The sequence below is a fragment of the Pseudoalteromonas sp. 2CM28B genome (assembly GCF_023161935.1).
Genome location: NZ_JALNTH010000050.1, coordinates 1 through 16,333, shown reverse-complemented (window position 1 = coordinate 16,333; position 16,333 = coordinate 1). Strand labels below are relative to the sequence as shown.

Sequence of the window (16,333 nt, the reverse complement as noted above, 5' to 3'; positions counted from 1 at the left end):
TAACCCTTAAACTCTTTAAAACTTAAATCGTGCAACTTGCACTAAAATAACAACCCAACCAATTATAAAACATAACCCACCTAATGGGGTTATTGGGCCTAACCACTTCATGCCGCTTAGGGCTAGTAAATATAAACTGCCACTAAAAAGCAGTGTACCGGCAATAAAAAAACCTCCCGCCACGGTTAAATTAATACCCCACTTAATAAGAATCGCCACGGCTATAAGCGCTAAACCATGCACCATTTGATACTCAGCTGCGGTTTTAAATACCCCGAGTGAATACTCCGTTAAACGGCTTTTTAAGCCATGCGCGGCAAACGCCCCTAACATAACCGACAGCATGCAAAAAAAGCTGCCCGTGAGTAAAAATAATTTAATCATAATTGCTCAACTCTATTGGCTATAAATTTACTTGCTTCAAGCGCTGCAGTTTCACGGTTTTGCAGCTCGCTCACACCACTTTTTTTGCGTGGTTTGAGTGAATGGTCGCCATCGCTAAGCCACACATAGCTTGGCTGTTTTGGCATAGAAAGCGTTTTAAGCTCTTCACGGGTGCCAAAGGTATCTCGTTCGCCTTGTAAGACTAAAAACGGGCAAGGTATGTCTGCAAAATGATCGGTGCGTAGTTTTTCTGGCTTACCGGGCGGATGAAACGGATAGCCAAACGCTAATACACCTGCAATCGGTTGTGTAGAGCTACAAGCAAGCATAGATGCCATCCGCCCGCCCATCGACTTGCCGCCAATAAATAACGGTAAATTAGGTTGCGCATTTGTTAGTACTTGCTCGTAATAAGCTAACAGTTTAGGGGCTCGCTCTGGCGGCCTACGTTTTTGTGTTTGTTTAGCAATCTGCATGTATTCAAAATCAAATAAACCTACATCAATACCCTGCGCACTAATGAGTTTAGCCATATGCTGCATAAAATCAGAATCTGATCCAGCTCCGGCACCATGTGCAAATATAAACTGTGCAATAGCCGGCTGCGTTGCGCTTTTAAACCATTCAATCATTATTAATACTCTTGTTCTTGTTCAACTAAGCTCAGCATCCAATCTTTAAACGAAACTATTTTACCCAGCTCTGTTTGCGACTCTCTTATCACTAAGTAATACGCGTTTTTACTCTCTAAGCTGTGGCTAAATGGGATCACTAAACGGCCCGCGTCAATATCGGGTTTGGCAAGCACACTATTGCCTATTGCTACACCTTGGCCGTGTACCGCGGCTTGGAGCACCATTGATGAGTGGCTAAATATAGGGCCTTGATTCACTTGTACATTACGTACACCCGCCGTTTTCATCCAGGTTTTCCAGTTACGGCGCGTGGTATCGTGCAACAAAGTGTGCTGAGCTAAGTCACTCGGTTGATTAAGCGGTTTATGCCCGCTTAATAACAGTGGGCTACATAAAGGCACTAAATACTCGGTGTGCAATTTGTAAGTTTGAACCCCACTCCAGTGCCCTCGGCCGTAGTAAATGGCAATATCTACATCATCGGTTAACGAGTTTTCGTCTTGGTCTTGCGCTTTTATACGCACATCTATTTCGGGGTGGAGTTCGTTAAATAAACTTAATCGAGGTACCAACCACTGAATAGCAAAACTCGGGGTCAAACTTACGGTAAGTGAGCCTTTTGCACCGCGAGCAAGTAGCTTTTCGGTGGCATCTATCAGCTGGGTAAAAATCTCTTTAATATCTAAAAAGTAGCCTTGGCCTTCTTCGGTTAATAATAACGAGCGATTTTTACGTAAAAACAATTTTAAGCCTAAATGCTCTTCAAGTGTTTTAATTTGATGGCTCACTGCCGCTTGCGTTACATACAGCTCTTCCGCTGCTTTAGTAAAGCTTAAATGGCGTGCCGCGGCTTCAAAAGCTTTAAGTGCGTTTAATGGGGGAACTCGTCTTGACATAGTAACCAAGCTTAGAATTAGTTTTTCTTATGCTTAAGATTATATACAGCATCGTTGTGTGTGTATATTAATGGAATAAAAAAAGCGACCTAAGTCGCTTTTTAACTATTACCTAAATAGGTGTTAAATTATAAATCGCTTGCGCTTGTATCAAGTGGTGCAAAGCTTTTAATTAAATCATCTACCGCTTTCATTTGCGATAAGTACCCTTCCAGCTTGCTAAGTGCTAATGCACATGGACCATCACACTTTGCTTCATTAGGGTTAGGGTGCGCTTCAATAAATAGGCCCGCAATGCCCAGTGCCATGCCGCTGCGAGCAAGCTCGGCAGCTTGTGCACGGCGTCCATCAGCAGAGTCTGCTCGCCCGCCTGGGCGCTGTAGTGCATGAGTGGCATCAAAAATAACTGGTGCCATGGCTTTCATGTCATCCATACCTAGCATATCAACAACTAAGTTGTTGTAGCCAAAGCTTGAGCCGCGCTCACACAGTGCAACATTATCATTACCTGCTTCATTAAATTTAGTAATGATATGACGCATTTCGTGCGGTGCTAAAAACTGTGGTTTTTTCACATTAATAATGGCACCCGTTTTAGCCATAGCTACCACTAAATCGGTTTGGCGTGCTAAAAATGCAGGTAACTGAATTACATCAACCACTTCAGCAACAGGCGCTGCTTGGTGTGGTTCGTGCACATCGGTTATAAGCGGAATATTAAAGGTATTTTTAATCTCTTCAAATATTTTTAAGCCTTCTTCCATACCAGGGCCGCGGTATGAATTTATTGATGAGCGATTCGCTTTATCAAACGAGGCTTTAAATACATAAGGAATATTTAATTTAGACGTTACTTCTACATAGTGCTCTGCAATACGCATTGCTAAATCGCGCGACTCTAAAACATTCATACCACCGAATAATACAAATGGTTTGTCGTTTGCCAGCTCAATGTTATTAATATTAATTACTTGGTTGTTCATTTAAATTCCTTAAGGTGCTACTGCTTGCATCATTAATCCACAAATGTAGGCCATATATGTACCTACACCATACCCTAGTACAGCTAATAAAACGCCCACTGGCGCAAGCGAAGGGTGAAACGCAGAAGCCACCACAGGCGCCGACGCAGCGCCGCCAACGTTAGCTTGCGAGCCCACCGCCATATAAAATAACGGGGCTTTTATTACTTTGGCTACAATCAGCATTAAACTTGCGTGTGTTAGCATCCAAATAGCCCCAATTAAAAATAACCCAGGGTTACTAAATATAGCGGTTACGTTCATATGTAAGCCAATTGATGCCACTAAAATATATAAAAAGCTTGAAGCAACTTTTGATGCGCCAAACGCTTCTATTTGCCTTACTTTAGTAAATGATAAACTAATACCAATAGTGGTTGAAATAACAATTAGCCAAAAGAATTTACTGTTTAAGCTGTACTCTTTAGCCCACGCATAATTGTTTGCAAAAAACGGCCCTAAAAAGTCAGCACAAAAATGAGCAAGCCCCGTTATACCAAATGCTATGGCAATAATGCTCATGTAGTCATTGAGTGTCGGCATGCGGGCATGCTCTGCATGGTATTGCTCAACACGGTTTTTTAAATCTTCTATGGCGGTTGTATCAGCCCCTGTTGCAGCATCAATTTTTTTATGGTTTGCAGCCATGAGTAATAAAACAGCCATCCAAATATTCGCCACAATCACATCAACGGTCACCATAACCGAGAATATATCGCCGCCCACTTCAAACATTTCTTTCATTGAAGCTTGGTTAGCGCCGCCGCCAATCCAGCTGCCGGCAACCGTTGTCATACCACGCCAAACAGCATCTGGGCCGTGGCCGCCTACTAAATCAGGGCTAAATACACTAACCACTAAAATAGATAAAGGCCCACCAATCACAATACCCAGCGTGCCCACTAAAAACATAATTAGCGCTTTGGGGCCTAAATTAATAATCGCTTTTAAATCAATACTAATGGTAAGTAAGATTAAACATGCTGGCAGCAAATAGCGCGAAGCAACATAGTAAACATTTGAACTATGTCCATCTACAATGCCAAACGTATTGAGTAAAGAAGGTAAAAAGTAACACAGCAATAATGCTGGTACATATTTATAAAATGCTTTTAGTTTGGGGTTTTCGCTGCTAGAGGTTTTAAAAATGAACCCTAAAATTACAGCAAGCAAACCCAGTACAACAGCATCATTAGTAATTAATGCAGTGTGAGTATCAGCCATATTTGTTCCTATTATTAATGGTGTGTTTTATTATTATCTTCAAGTTCTTCTAGTTGATGCTGAATAATTTCAATTGCCGGATCGTCCGGGCACTCATCAATAAAAAACTGTAAATCATCGCGTGCCATTTTAGGACAATCTAACTGATTGAGTAAGTAACCTCTGTCGCGTCTCTCGTACGGATCATCGCCTAATAGCTCCATTAGCAACTCAACACATACCAGCGCGTGGCCAAATTTATTTTCGCTAATAAACGACCATTTTTGCTGCGCTAAAAACAATTTATAAACTTCATCGTTATAAATAAGTTCAAGTGGCTCTTGCTCTTGGCCATTTTCTTCATCCGCATTTTCAGGAATGATGTACCAGCTTTGTTGCCCACTGCTAGGCTCAATAATGTAGCCTTCTTCATCACTTATTGCGACATGCACGCTAATATCGCCCTGATTAATACACACACTGGCATCTAATTGCGCTTGCTCAAGCAAATGACTCAATAAAATACCTAATGTGGTTATAGAGCCGCTGCGCATAGTGAGTGTATAGCTTAAGCTATTTATTTTATGCTCTGGCACCTTTAGCCCAGAGGCGCTAAATAGCCATTTGCTATAAAAAATATCAAGAAGGGCTTCTAATCTATCGTGTGGGTCTTTTTGCTTTGCGCACATAGCAGTGATCTGCTGCTCAAAGTCAGTTAATACAGAAAAAGTTGGCGCTAAATCTATTTGAGGGTCCCATTTCGACTCTGCATTAATACACCGATAAAGTGGCGGTGGAGTAAATTCATCATATGCATCATCTAAATAAGATTCGTCGTGTTCGTCATACCCGAGGGTGGTCATCAATACTACAACATTTATTAAAAAACGAAGGCGTAGTTTACCTAATTTTACGGATAGTTACCAATACAGCGAAGCTCCCACCCGTAATTATACCCCATAGGGTTACTTTATAGTAAAAGGAGTGGCCAGCCTGGCTGAAAAATGGTGAAGGCTATAAAGCGTGCAGAGGTGTATTAACTGTTACTTAAGTTCCTTGGGGGTTTAAGTTCCTTACGTATAAGCCCCTTACTTATAAGTATCGTGCGTGTTTAAAAAGTTATATACACGCACCGACACTTAACTTGCAACAGAGTAGGTATTATAAAAGTAGCGGCGATTTTGCCGTTGCCAAATACCCTATCGCTAAAATCACAACCGTGTTAACTACCACATACATAATTTTTGGCAGCGTATTAGTTTGTTTTGCACTAATAATACCTATCGCAATATAAATCACTACAAGCACTATTTTTTCTAATAACCATAGTTGCTCAAAGGGGTTTATTTTTGCCATGAACACCAATGTTATTGCAGAAATAAGTAATAAAGTGTCAATGCTGTGACTGCCAATAAAAACCAGTTTATTTTTGGCAAGCTTGCCACTGCCCATACGCGAAAAAGAGCGGATGTAAAATAAGATAACGCTTAGCATAGCAATTGCCATGTGTGAGTGTTTTACTGCTAAATAATCCATAAGCCTCAGTACTTTTTGTTTTGTTAAAATTAGTTAAGTGCGTTTAATACCAATCCGCTTAATTAAGTGATCTATTTTGAGGATGGAAAAAAGTGTTGATAGCTAGGCAAAAAATTTGCTATTTAGTTGTTCTAAATGAGAATTTTTTAACGCTGATAGCAACACGTTTAGCCCCCTCAAAATGATTAAGTATTATTGCTGCTTGGTATAATACCAAGTACTACGCACTGCTTTGGCTATTATGCCTCACAAACTAAAAAGCACATAGTCGCAAGGCTATGTGCTTTTTAAATTTATAGTAACGATTAACGTTGTTGTCGTTGCACGTTCTCAAATGCTAGTTGTACATTTTGCGAAAAAATCTCAATTAAATTACGTTGCGTATCGGTTATATTTTTAGGGATCCCCGATATAAATAACATCGAATTGTGATTGTACTCGCTACTACAATAAGCAAATAAATAGTTATCTTTATAAATTATGCTTTTATCTTTAAGTGCTTGATGACACGCCTCTAGTTGCTCGTTTTGCAGCACAGCATCTAATTCTTTACCCTCGCTTTGCTCAAACTCACCCGTACCAGAGCGTACTATTAGCTTATCATTACTATTTTCTTGCGTATTTTGCGCCACTAACGTAGTGGCATACACCGCTTGATCGGCAATGCCTAATAATGAGGTAAGTTGCTGCATCACCCCTTCAATAAACTGCTCTATTGAACGTGTGGCAAATATATCGCGCGAGGCAACAATAATTTTTTCAAGCCCTTCGCGAGATTGCTCTATAGAAATAATATCGCGATACGAGCGTAAGCTCGACATAATCACAGTAAACAGCTTTTGCGCTGTTAGCTCTGTTTTCGATTTATAGTCGTTAATATCGTAATTAATAATGACTTGGCGCTCAGGCGCCTGCCCGGGCTGACCGGTTCTTAAAATAATGCGAATATGATTATTATTAGCTTCTTCGCGAATAAATTTAGCAACCTGTAACCCAGCGTCATCTGTTTCCATTACCACATCTAGCAGTACAATAGCGGCATCTGGGTGCGCATTTATTAATTCTTTTGCTTCAGCGCCCGAGTATGCGCTTAAAAATTCTAAACGTTTGTTCTGAAATTCAAAATCACTCAACGCAAGCTTTGTAACAGCATGAACTTCAGGTTCGTCATCAACGATTAATACTTTCCAAGTGCCAAGCTCTACTTCACTTTCTAACTCATCTGGCTCATCTGAAAATAAAAAATCACCCATCATATTAAAGGTTCCTTAATGCATTTATAGAACACACAATCATGGCTGTTTATTATCAAATTAAGGCCACTGTGCGAGCGTTACACGATCGTTATTTCCCAAGTCTTTTACTGTTTTAATATTTATATACGCCATTTGCTTAAACAAATGCCGAACAGCTTCACCCTGTTCAAAACCATGTTCTATTAAAAGATAGCCACTAGGGAGCAAATAGTCACGTGATTGTGTAATTATTTGTTTTATATCAGCCATTCCTGCCTCATCGGCCACTAACGCAGAAAGAGGTTCAAAGCGCACATCCCCTTCTTTTAAATGTTTATCGTCGTGTTCAATGTACGGGGGGTTGGTCACAATTAAATTAAACTGCTCATTTTTCAGCGCGCTAAACCAGTTACTTTGCTTAACTTGCACATTATTAATGGCTAAACGCTGCTGATTCCGAGTCGCTAAGGCCACCGCATCTGCTACTTTGTCGACTGCTGTAATTTGCCATGTTGGCATTTCACTACCAAGTGCAAGTGCAATAGCGCCGGTGCCAGTGCCTAAATCAAGCACTTTTGCTTGCTCAGGCACGGTAAGTGCTAAAGCTTGCTCAACGAGTGTTTCGGTATCAGGCCTAGGAATAAGCGTCGTGGCATTCACCTCGAGCGCTAAGCTCCAAAATTCGCGCTGGCCAATAATATGCGCTACGGGTTCACCATTTAAACGCCGTTCACAAAATTCATCATATTGGCGCTGTTCGTCGCTGCTAAGTAGGTTATCTGGCCAGGTAAATAAGTAACTGCGGGGTTTTTGAAGAATATGTAACAGCAGTACTTGTGCGTCTAATTTAGCGCTGTCGCTAGTTGGTGCAAGTTTAGTTGCACCAACCGCTATTGCCTGCTCAAGCGTGTGGCTCACAATTACTCATCGCCCATTGCGGCAAGTAAATCAGCTTGATGCTCTTGCATTAATGGATCGATAATTGCGCCTAAATCACCAGTTACCACTTCGTTTAAGCGATAAAGCGTTAAATTAATACGGTGATCGGTAATACGCCCTTGCGGGTAGTTGTAAGTACGAATACGCTCAGAGCGATCGCCACTGCCCACTAGGTTACGGCGCTCAGAGGCCTCAGCCGCATGACGTTTTTCATCTTCGGCTTGCTGTAAACGCGCGGCAAGTACCGACATCGCTTTAGCACGGTTTTTATGTTGCGAACGCTCATCCTGACACTCAACCACAACACCCGTTGGAATATGAGTAATACGAATTGCCGAGTCGGTTTTATTTACGTGCTGACCACCAGCGCCAGAGGCTCTAAAGGTATCTACTTTTATATCGGCGGTGTTTATTTCAATGGCTTCAGCTTCAGGAATTTCGGCCATTACTGCGACCGTACACGCAGAGGTATGTACTCGCCCTTGCGACTCAGTCTCTGGTACACGTTGTACACGGTGAGCGCCCGATTCAAACTTAAGCTTACCGTACACACCTTCACCGCTAATGTTTGCTATAACTTCTTTGTAGCCGCCGTGTTCACCTTCGTTGGTGCTCACCACTTCAACTTTCCATTTTTGTGTTTCGGCGTAACGGCTGTACATTCTAAATAAATCGCCTGCAAAAATAGCCGCTTCGTCACCACCGGTACCCGCACGTACTTCTAAAAATACATTGTTGTTATCTTTAGGATCTTTAGGAAGCATAAGCACTTGTAGCTCATCTTCTAATGATAAAATTTGCGCTTTAGCTTCTTTGTATTCTTCTTGCGCCATTTCACGCATATCTGGGTCTGAATCTTTTAGCATTTCTTCAGCAGTCGCTACATCGTCTTGTGCTTGTTGGTATGCTAAAAATGTTTTTACAATTTCTTCAAGCTCAGAGTATTCTTTTGAAAGAGCACGAAAGCGGTTTTGATCACTAATGACCGACGGATCGCTCAGTAGCGCTTGTACTTCTTCGTAGCGCTCTACTAAGGTTTCTAATTTACGATATACAGACTCTTTCATTTAACTGTTATTCCTGATCAATACCTAACATTTTTTTCAACTGAGTTAGTTGTGCCACTTCACCTTTTTTAGCCGCATCTTGAATTGCACGGGTAGGCGCGTGCATTAAGCGGTTGGTTAATTTATTGGCCAACTCTAATATAATTTTTTCTGCGTCTTTACCTGTATTTAGCTGGCTAACCGCCCGCTCAACAAGTTCTGACTTAATGGTTTGTACGTCGTTTCGGTAGTGGCGAATTAAATCAACCGAATCGAGAGAGCGAACCCACATTTCAAATTCTTTTACGCGCTCGCTTATTATTAATTGTGCTTGCTCTGCCGCCTGTTCACGCGCGGCCATATTCTCGCTTACAATGGCTTGTAAGTCATCAACGGAATATAAATAGGCTGCGTCAAGCTCGCCTACTTGGCTTTCTATATCGCGCGGTACGGCAATATCAATAAACAGCATAGGTTTATGGCGGCGCTGTTTTAATGCTTGCTCCACCACCCCTTTACCTATTATTGGTAACGTACTGGCGGTTGAGCTAATAACAATATCCGCTTTGTGTAAACGCTCAGGTAGTTGTGCCAGCGCAATCACATCGGCCGACACTTCCTGCGCTAAACCGCGTGCACGCTCAATGGTTCTATTGGCAACCGTAATTTGTTGCGGCTCATTTTGATATAAATGTTTAGCTACAAGCTCTATTGTTTCGCCGGCACCAATTAATAACACATTGGTTTTATCAAGCTTGCCATAAATATGTTTTGCTAAATTAACCGCAGCAAACGCCACCGACACAGCACTGGCACCAATATCAGTGTCTGTACGGACCTGCTTAGCTACCGAAAAGGTTTTTTGAAACAACCTATCAAACTTAACGCCTACAGCATCGTGTGTTTTGGCGCTATGATAAGCTTGCTTAATTTGCCCTAAAATTTGCGGCTCGCCCAATACCAACGAATCTAAGCCGCACGCAACACGCATTAAATGATTAATGGCTGCATCACCTTGGTGGCAATATATATTTTTGCTCAGTTCGTGTTCATCCAAACCATGGAAACTGGCAAGCCATGCTAGCAGTGCTTGGGAATTTGACTGCTCAAGGCTACAATAGATTTCGGTACGGTTACAGGTAGATACAATAACGGCTTCGTTAAAGTCGGCATGACCGCTTAATTGCTGGAGCGCCTCAGACATTTGCTCAGGCGAAAAAGCCACTTTTTCACGTAATTCTACGGATGCGGTTTTGTGATTTATACCAAGTGCTATGATGGTCATATTTGCCAAATATTGCTGCGCCCTACTTTAAAGGCGGCAATTTTACCAAAAATCAGCGGAATATGGAAAGTAAGGAACAACATTTGATTCGACATTATTTAATTTTATTCACTCTTTTTTTGTTTTTAGCGGGCTGCGCCCACCAAATTGATACAAAAACAACGCTTTACGATGATTGGAAACCACGCTTAGCAGCGCAAAAAACCTGGCAAGCACAAGGTAAATTAGCGTTTATAAGCCCTGATGAGCGCCAATCTGCAAACTTAAATTGGCAACAAGACGAAAAACAAAACAACTTAGTGCTCACTACGTTTATTGGTACTCGTATATTGTCGCTTAAACAAACCCGCACAGGTGCGGTACTTGATTACGACGATAAAACATACACAGATACTAACGCCGCGTTATTATTAAAACGCTTAACCGGTTTTGACCTGCCAGTTGATAACGCCGATAACTGGTTAAAAGGCACGTTAACGTCACAAACATTAAAAGTAGACGAACTTGGCCGTGCACAACAAGTTATTTGGTACGATAACAGCAATAAAAAGTGGCAAATAACGTATTCAAACTATAAACAGCAAGGTGGCTTTTGGGTTCCTGGCAATGTCACGCTAAAACATCAGCAAATTAAAATCAAAATTCAACTCTACAATTGGCAATTTAATTAAGTATGAATACTAAAACAGCTTTTTCGGTCATTGCACCGGCAAAACTTAACTTATTTTTACACATCAATGCGCGCCGTGATGACGGTTATCACGAACTAGAAACCTTATTTACCTTTTTAAATTTTGGCGACACACTCGACTTTTCAGTTAACGAAGCGCCCACTATTTTAATAACGGGTGATACGAAAGGCATAGCAGATTGCGATAATCTCATCTATAAAGCCGCGTTATTGCTTAAAAATCACTGTGGCATTTCATCAGGTGTAAAAATAAATCTCACTAAACGTTTACCTATGGGTGGCGGTGTAGGAGGCGGTTCATCTGATGCAGCCACCACGTTACTTGCACTTAATAAAATGTGGAATACACAACTAGATATTGATGAATTAGCAAACTTAGGCTTGCAATTAGGCGCCGACGTACCGGTATTTATTCGTGGTAAAAGCGCCATAGCACACGGTATTGGCGAACAATTGGTTGACGTAGAGCTTGAACAAAAATGGTATTGCGTTGTGCACCCTAATCAGCATGTCAGTACCGCTAAAATATTCACTCACCCAGATTTAAAACGCGATACACCAAAAATTTCAGGTGATTGGCGAACCCATAAATTAACCAACGATTGTGAGCCTTTAGTTAAAAAGCTCTGCCCCGAGGTTGAAAAAACCCTGCAGTGGTTGCTAAAATACGCCCCGTCGAAGATGACCGGAACAGGTTCATGTTGTTTTGTCGAATTTGCTAGCCAAGTTCAAGCACAAGATGTACTTGATAACCTCCCCCATACTTGGCAGGGTTTTGTTGCTTCTAGCGCAAATGTCTCACCTGCTCATACGGAGCTTGCCGCCATATTCGATCAATGAAGTAACGTACAAGTAATCATAAGTTAACGCGTAGTGGGTTTTACCTATTTACCCGTTAGTCCAAAAATTCAGTGCCTGAGGAACCCTACCGTGCCTGACATGAAGCTCTTCGCTGGTAACGCAACACCTGAGTTAGCTCAAAAAGTTGCAAAACGTTTGTATATTGAATTAGGCGATGCTGTTGTTGGCCGTTTTAGCGACGGTGAGATCAGTGTTCAAATAAATGAAAATGTTCGTGGCTCGGATGTTTTTATCTTGCAATCAACCTGTGCCCCTACTAACGATAACCTAATGGAACTTATCGTTATGGTTGATGCTCTACGTCGTGCATCAGCAGGTCGTATTACTGCCGTCATTCCTTATTTTGGTTATGCACGTCAAGACCGTCGAGTACGTTCTGCGCGCGTTCCAATTACCGCTAAAGTTGTTGCCGATTTCTTATCAAGTGTAGGTGTTGACCGCGTTCTTACGGTTGATTTACACGCTGAGCAAATACAAGGTTTCTTTGACGTACCAGTAGATAACGTATTTGGTAGCCCTGTATTACTTGAAGATATGGAAGAGCGTGAGTTTGAAGACGTTGTTGTAGTATCACCAGATATTGGTGGTGTAGTACGTGCCCGTGCTATTGCAAAACTACTTCACGACACAGACCTTGCTATTATTGATAAACGTCGCCCTCAAGCAAACGTTTCTCAAGTAATGCATATTATTGGTGATGTTGAAGGCCGCGACTGTATTATCGTAGATGATATGATTGATACCGGTGGTACTTTATGTAAAGCCGCAGAAGCACTTAAAGAACACGGTGCTAAACGCGTATTTGCCTATGCAACGCACCCTATTTTATCTGGCAAAGCTGCAGAGAACATTCGTAACTCAGTAATTGATGAAGTAATTGTAACTGACTCAATTCCGTTATCTGATGAATTAAAAGCGCTTGATAAAGTAAAAGTACTGACTCTTGCTGACATGTTAGCCGAAACAATTCGTCGCATCAGCAATGAAGAATCTATTTCAGCGATGTTTGAACACTAAAATCACACATTCGTTGGAACATATAAGCGCCTTTTGGCGCTTTTTTTGTATGTGTTGTTTATTTTATCGGGGGGCGGTGTTATGATAGCGCGCCTTTTGGGTAGGGACCTTGGTCGCAAAGGCCCTAACACTTTTAATTATTGGAGACATTATGTCTAACGAAACTTATACTTACAACGCTGAACTTCGCGTAGAAACTGGTACTGGTGCGAGCCGCCGCCTACGTCGCGAAGACAAAGTACCTGCTATCCTTTACGGTGCAGATAAAGAAGCGGTATCGCTTACTCTTGCTCATAAAGACATGATCAAAGCACAAGAAAGCGAAGGTTTTTACACGCACATTCTTACGCTAAATGTTGGCGGCGAGTCTGTTGAAGCTATCTTAAAAGATATTCAACGTCACCCATTCAAGCCAAAAATCACTCACCTTGATTTCCAACGTGTAGATGCAACTCACAAATTAGTAACTAAAGTTCCTCTTCACTTCATCGGTGAAGAAGCAGTTACTAAAGCTGGCGCAACTGTTGTTCACCAGTTAACTGAAGTTGAGATTTCTTGTCTTCCTAAAGCACTTCCAGAATTCGTTGAAGTTAACGTTTCTAATTTAGTAGTTGGTGATTCAGTTCACATTTCTGACCTTGAACTTCCTTCAGGTGTTCAGTCTGTTGAACTAGGTAAAGGCGAAGGCCACGACCTGTCAGTAGTTACAATCAAAGCTAACAAAGCAGCTCCTACTGAAGAAGAAGCTTCAGACGCTGCTGAATAATATTTAAGGTCTTGCACCTTGAATTCTATTCAAATGCTTGTGGGCCTGGCTAATCCAGGCCCCGAATACGCAAACACACGCCACAATGCAGGTGCTTGGTTCATTGAAGAACTCGCAGCACGCTACAACTGCACGCTCAAACACGATCCTAAATATCACGGCCTAACTGGCAAAGTGATCATCCAAGGCCAAGAATTCAAATTATTGATCCCCACCACCTACATGAACTTAAGTGGTAAAGCGGTCGGTAGTTTAGCCAATTTTTTCAAAATCCCCGTGGAAAACATACTTGTTGCCCATGACGAAATGGATTTAGACCCAGGCGTTGCCAAACTTAAAAAAGGTGGCGGTCATGGCGGTCATAATGGCTTAAAAGACATTATTGCAAAAATGGCAAACCAAAAAGATTTTATGCGTTTACGCATAGGTATCGGTCATCCAGGGCATCGTGAAATGGTTACCGGTTGGGTGCTTGGAAAAGCAGCCAAAGAAGACCAAGAAAAAATGGATGCAGCGGTTGATGAAGCAGTTCGTTGTATGGAAATACTTGCAAAAGATGGTGTGTTAAAAGCACAAAACAGACTACATTCTTTTAAACCATAATCGTTTAAACGAATCTTAACAAGGTATCTTACTATGGGTTTTAAATGTGGCATCGTTGGCTTGCCTAATGTTGGTAAATCAACGCTTTTTAATGCACTAACTAAAGCGGGTATTGAAGCCGCTAACTTTCCTTTTTGTACCATCGAACCTAACACAGGTGTAGTACCGGTACCCGATCCTCGCTTAGACGAGCTAGCAAAAATTGTAAATCCTCAACGTATTCTACCTACCAGTATGGAGTTTGTTGATATTGCTGGTTTAGTAAAAGGCGCATCAAAAGGTGAAGGTTTAGGAAACCAATTTTTAGCAAACATTCGTGAAACGGATGCAATTGGCCATGTAGTTCGCTGTTTTGAAGACGAAAACGTAATTCACGTTGCAGGTACTATTGACCCTGCTGACGATATTGACGTTATCAATACCGAATTAGTACTTGCCGATATGGACAGCGCTGATAAAGCAATTTTCCGTAACGCTAAAAAAGCGAAAGGCGGCGATAAAGACGCTAAAGAGCAAAATGCAGTACTTGAAAAAGTAAAAGCACACTTAGACGAAGGGTTAACACTTCGCTCTTTAGAGCTTACTAAAGAAGAAAAAGCAGCTATTAGCTCAATAAACTTCTTAACTATTAAGCCAACTATGTACATTGCTAACGTAGCAGAAGATGGCTTTGAAAATAACCCACACCTTGACCGTGTACGTGCTATTGCAGAGTCTGAAGATGCTGTAGTAATTCCGGTGTGTGCTGCAATCGAATCTGAGCTTTCTGAACTAGATGAAGAAGACAAGCTTGAATTTATGGCAGACCTAGGTTTAGAAGAACCAGGCCTAAACCGTGTTATTCGCGGTGGTTACGAGCTATTGCATTTACAAACCTACTTCACAGCAGGTGTAAAAGAAGTACGCGCGTGGACTATTCCAGTAGGTGCAACTGCGCCGCAAGCGGCTGGTAAAATTCACACCGACTTTGAACGTGGCTTTATTCGCGCACAAACCATTGCTTATGACGACTACATTGCCTTTAATGGCGAAAGTGGCGCTAAAGAAGCCGGTAAAATGCGTCAAGAAGGTAAAGAGTACATTGTTAAAGATGGCGATGTAATGAACTTCTTGTTCAACGTATAATTACGCCTAAACAATCTGTTTATAAAAGCCCGCTTAATGCGGGTTTTTTTATGCCTTTAACCAGGTAAGTTTTATCCTAAAAGATAAATGGCCTTAATCACTTTTGGCTTTTTATAGCAATTAGAATAATTAAGCGATCTATTTTGTTGATGTAAAAACCTGTTGATAGCTAGAAAAAACTCGCTATTTAGTTGTTCTAAAAGAGAATTTTTTAACACAAATAGCGACACGTTTAGTCCCGCAAAATGATATAAGTATTATTACGAATTGGTATTATACTCACGAGCTAAGTTAAATACTTTATTTAACATAAGAAATACGCATCATTAATAAGCAAATTGCCCTACCAACTACCCCCACCCGATGATTAATATGTAATTTTTAACGCAACTAGTGCAAGTTATGCCTACTTAAAATAATTACATAGCCTGGTTGTTAAGTATCATAACTTCATTCAATAGCTAAAATACTCAATAAACTCGGTTTTAATACAACTTGATCGCAAAGCGACTGCTGAAATACTCAGCAGTTTTTATATTAACGGTTTTAAGTTGTTATTACTTAGTGTACTTTGACAGTTGATTTACAGTTAAAAAAACAGCAAATTTATTAAAATTTAGCCTCTTAGCTTAATTTTCCTGCAAACAAACCCTGTTAAGTGTTTTTTTGCAAAAAAGGTGTTGACGGATTTGGGTCATATCAGCATAATACGCCCCGCACTCAGCGATGAAGTGATAACAAAAGAGATGGCTAAGTAGCTCAGCTGGTTAGAGCACATCACTCATAATGATGGGGTCACAGGTTCAAATCCCGTCTTAGCCACCATTTTTCTTTTGTTGCTCAATGAAGAGTTTAAAATAACTACCTTCCTTTGATTATTCAAAGTGAAAATGCGGGAGTGGCGGAATTGGTAGACGCGCTGGATTTAGGTTCCAGTATCTTAGGATGTGAGAGTTCAAGTCTCTCCTTCCGCACCATGTTCTGATATGAACTAAACTATCAATTGTTTTCTGTTGGGATATCGCCAAGCGGTAAGGCACCAGGTTTTGATCCTGGCATTCCCAGGTTCAAATCCTGGTATCCCAGCCA

General features: G+C 41.2%; 16 protein-coding genes, 3 tRNA genes and 1 pseudogene. 9 read left to right on the top strand and 11 right to left on the bottom strand.

Annotation, left to right across the window (positions count from 1 at the left end; all coding sequences use genetic code 11):
• Positions 1-15: 15 nt before the first annotated feature.
• The 11 genes and pseudogenes from MTN96_RS33125 to hemA form a co-directional block, all read right to left on the bottom strand.
• On the bottom strand, positions 16-384 hold the full coding sequence (locus MTN96_RS33125; protein ID WP_024034182.1) for a DUF423 domain-containing protein: 369 nt from the start codon (positions 382-384) through the stop codon (positions 16-18).
• Positions 381-1,016: an alpha/beta family hydrolase gene (locus MTN96_RS33120; RefSeq protein WP_248534276.1), complete on the bottom strand. Its 636-nt coding sequence runs from the start codon at positions 1,014-1,016 to the stop codon at positions 381-383. The genes MTN96_RS33125 and MTN96_RS33120 overlap by 4 nt, the downstream gene beginning before the upstream one ends.
• 2 nt (positions 1,017-1,018) lie before the next feature.
• A complete protein-coding gene (locus tag MTN96_RS33115) occupies positions 1,019-1,915 on the bottom strand; it encodes a transcriptional regulator GcvA (RefSeq protein WP_004588843.1) in 897 nt (298 codons plus the stop codon).
• A 128-nt stretch (positions 1,916-2,043) separates the two neighbouring features.
• Positions 2,044-2,898 (bottom strand): 3-deoxy-8-phosphooctulonate synthase, encoded by an 855-nt coding sequence (gene kdsA / locus MTN96_RS33110; RefSeq protein ID WP_054983446.1) that lies wholly within the window; start codon positions 2,896-2,898, stop codon positions 2,044-2,046.
• A 9-nt stretch (positions 2,899-2,907) separates the two neighbouring features.
• Positions 2,908-4,161 (bottom strand): DUF819 domain-containing protein, encoded by a 1,254-nt coding sequence (locus tag MTN96_RS33105; protein WP_248534273.1) that lies wholly within the window; start codon positions 4,159-4,161, stop codon positions 2,908-2,910.
• A 14-nt stretch (positions 4,162-4,175) separates the two neighbouring features.
• Positions 4,176-5,003, bottom strand: a complete 828-nt coding sequence (locus tag MTN96_RS33100; protein ID WP_004588840.1) for a tetratricopeptide repeat protein — start codon at positions 5,001-5,003, stop codon at positions 4,176-4,178.
• 298 nt (positions 5,004-5,301) lie between these two features.
• Positions 5,302-5,676: a SirB2 family protein gene (locus tag MTN96_RS33095; protein WP_064384853.1), complete on the bottom strand. Its 375-nt coding sequence runs from the start codon at positions 5,674-5,676 to the stop codon at positions 5,302-5,304.
• Positions 5,677-5,990: 314 nt separating this feature from the next.
• Positions 5,991-6,932, bottom strand: a pseudogene (locus tag MTN96_RS33090) (DUF3369 domain-containing protein); the annotation flags it as partial.
• Between the two features lie 57 nt (positions 6,933-6,989).
• On the bottom strand, positions 6,990-7,829 hold the full coding sequence (gene prmC, locus MTN96_RS33085) for a peptide chain release factor N(5)-glutamine methyltransferase (protein WP_248534271.1): 840 nt from the start codon (positions 7,827-7,829) through the stop codon (positions 6,990-6,992).
• Positions 7,830-7,831: 2 nt separating this feature from the next.
• Complete coding sequence (gene prfA, locus MTN96_RS33080; RefSeq protein WP_004588836.1) at positions 7,832-8,917, bottom strand: peptide chain release factor 1; 1,086 nt, start codon at positions 8,915-8,917, stop codon at positions 7,832-7,834.
• A gap of 7 nt (positions 8,918-8,924) precedes the next feature.
• Positions 8,925-10,181 (bottom strand): glutamyl-tRNA reductase, encoded by a 1,257-nt coding sequence (hemA, locus tag MTN96_RS33075; RefSeq protein WP_004588835.1) that lies wholly within the window; start codon positions 10,179-10,181, stop codon positions 8,925-8,927.
• 83 nt (positions 10,182-10,264) lie between these two features.
• Between hemA and lolB the strand changes: the two genes are divergently transcribed.
• From lolB to MTN96_RS33030, 9 genes are all read left to right on the top strand, one after another.
• Positions 10,265-10,852, top strand: coding sequence for a lipoprotein insertase outer membrane protein LolB (gene lolB, locus MTN96_RS33070; RefSeq protein ID WP_004588834.1), 588 nt, complete (start codon positions 10,265-10,267; stop codon positions 10,850-10,852).
• 2 nt (positions 10,853-10,854) lie between these two features.
• Positions 10,855-11,712 (top strand): 4-(cytidine 5'-diphospho)-2-C-methyl-D-erythritol kinase, encoded by an 858-nt coding sequence (ispE, locus tag MTN96_RS33065; RefSeq protein WP_064384843.1) that lies wholly within the window; start codon positions 10,855-10,857, stop codon positions 11,710-11,712.
• A 90-nt stretch (positions 11,713-11,802) separates the two neighbouring features.
• Positions 11,803-12,750 (top strand): ribose-phosphate pyrophosphokinase, encoded by a 948-nt coding sequence (locus MTN96_RS33060; RefSeq protein ID WP_004588832.1) that lies wholly within the window; start codon positions 11,803-11,805, stop codon positions 12,748-12,750.
• Between the two features lie 151 nt (positions 12,751-12,901).
• A complete protein-coding gene (locus MTN96_RS33055; RefSeq protein ID WP_004588831.1) occupies positions 12,902-13,516 on the top strand; it encodes a 50S ribosomal protein L25/general stress protein Ctc in 615 nt (204 codons plus the stop codon).
• An 18-nt stretch (positions 13,517-13,534) separates the two neighbouring features.
• Positions 13,535-14,119, top strand: a complete 585-nt coding sequence (pth, locus tag MTN96_RS33050; RefSeq protein ID WP_024033868.1) for an aminoacyl-tRNA hydrolase — start codon at positions 13,535-13,537, stop codon at positions 14,117-14,119.
• A 33-nt stretch (positions 14,120-14,152) separates the two neighbouring features.
• Positions 14,153-15,244, top strand: a complete 1,092-nt coding sequence (ychF, locus tag MTN96_RS33045; protein WP_248534269.1) for a redox-regulated ATPase YchF — start codon at positions 14,153-14,155, stop codon at positions 15,242-15,244.
• A gap of 748 nt (positions 15,245-15,992) precedes the next feature.
• Positions 15,993-16,069: transfer RNA gene (locus MTN96_RS33040), tRNA-Met, on the top strand.
• Positions 16,070-16,136: 67 nt separating this feature from the next.
• Positions 16,137-16,221 (top strand) — tRNA-Leu (locus MTN96_RS33035).
• 37 nt (positions 16,222-16,258) lie between these two features.
• A tRNA-Gln gene (locus MTN96_RS33030) sits at positions 16,259-16,333 on the top strand.

Excerpts from the sequence above, each read along its gene's own strand:
- MTN96_RS33125 (WP_024034182.1), bottom strand. The coding sequence starts at position 384 with ATGATTAAATTATTTTTACTCACGGGCAGCTTTTTTTGCATGCTGTCG.
- MTN96_RS33055 (WP_004588831.1), top strand. The coding sequence starts at position 12,902 with ATGTCTAACGAAACTTATACTTACAACGCTGAACTTCGCGTAGAAACT.
- kdsA (WP_054983446.1), bottom strand. The coding sequence starts at position 2,898 with ATGAACAACCAAGTAATTAATATTAATAACATTGAGCTGGCAAACGAC.
- MTN96_RS33095 (WP_064384853.1), bottom strand. The coding sequence starts at position 5,676 with ATGGATTATTTAGCAGTAAAACACTCACACATGGCAATTGCTATGCTA.
- hemA (WP_004588835.1), bottom strand. The coding sequence starts at position 10,181 with ATGACCATCATAGCACTTGGTATAAATCACAAAACCGCATCCGTAGAA.
- MTN96_RS33120 (WP_248534276.1), bottom strand. The coding sequence starts at position 1,016 with ATGATTGAATGGTTTAAAAGCGCAACGCAGCCGGCTATTGCACAGTTT.
- ispE (WP_064384843.1), top strand. The coding sequence starts at position 10,855 with ATGAATACTAAAACAGCTTTTTCGGTCATTGCACCGGCAAAACTTAAC.
- MTN96_RS33115 (WP_004588843.1), bottom strand. The coding sequence starts at position 1,915 with ATGTCAAGACGAGTTCCCCCATTAAACGCACTTAAAGCTTTTGAAGCC.
- ychF (WP_248534269.1), top strand. The coding sequence starts at position 14,153 with ATGGGTTTTAAATGTGGCATCGTTGGCTTGCCTAATGTTGGTAAATCA.
- MTN96_RS33100 (WP_004588840.1), bottom strand. The coding sequence starts at position 5,003 with ATGACCACCCTCGGGTATGACGAACACGACGAATCTTATTTAGATGAT.
- MTN96_RS33105 (WP_248534273.1), bottom strand. The coding sequence starts at position 4,161 with ATGGCTGATACTCACACTGCATTAATTACTAATGATGCTGTTGTACTG.
- prfA (WP_004588836.1), bottom strand. The coding sequence starts at position 8,917 with ATGAAAGAGTCTGTATATCGTAAATTAGAAACCTTAGTAGAGCGCTAC.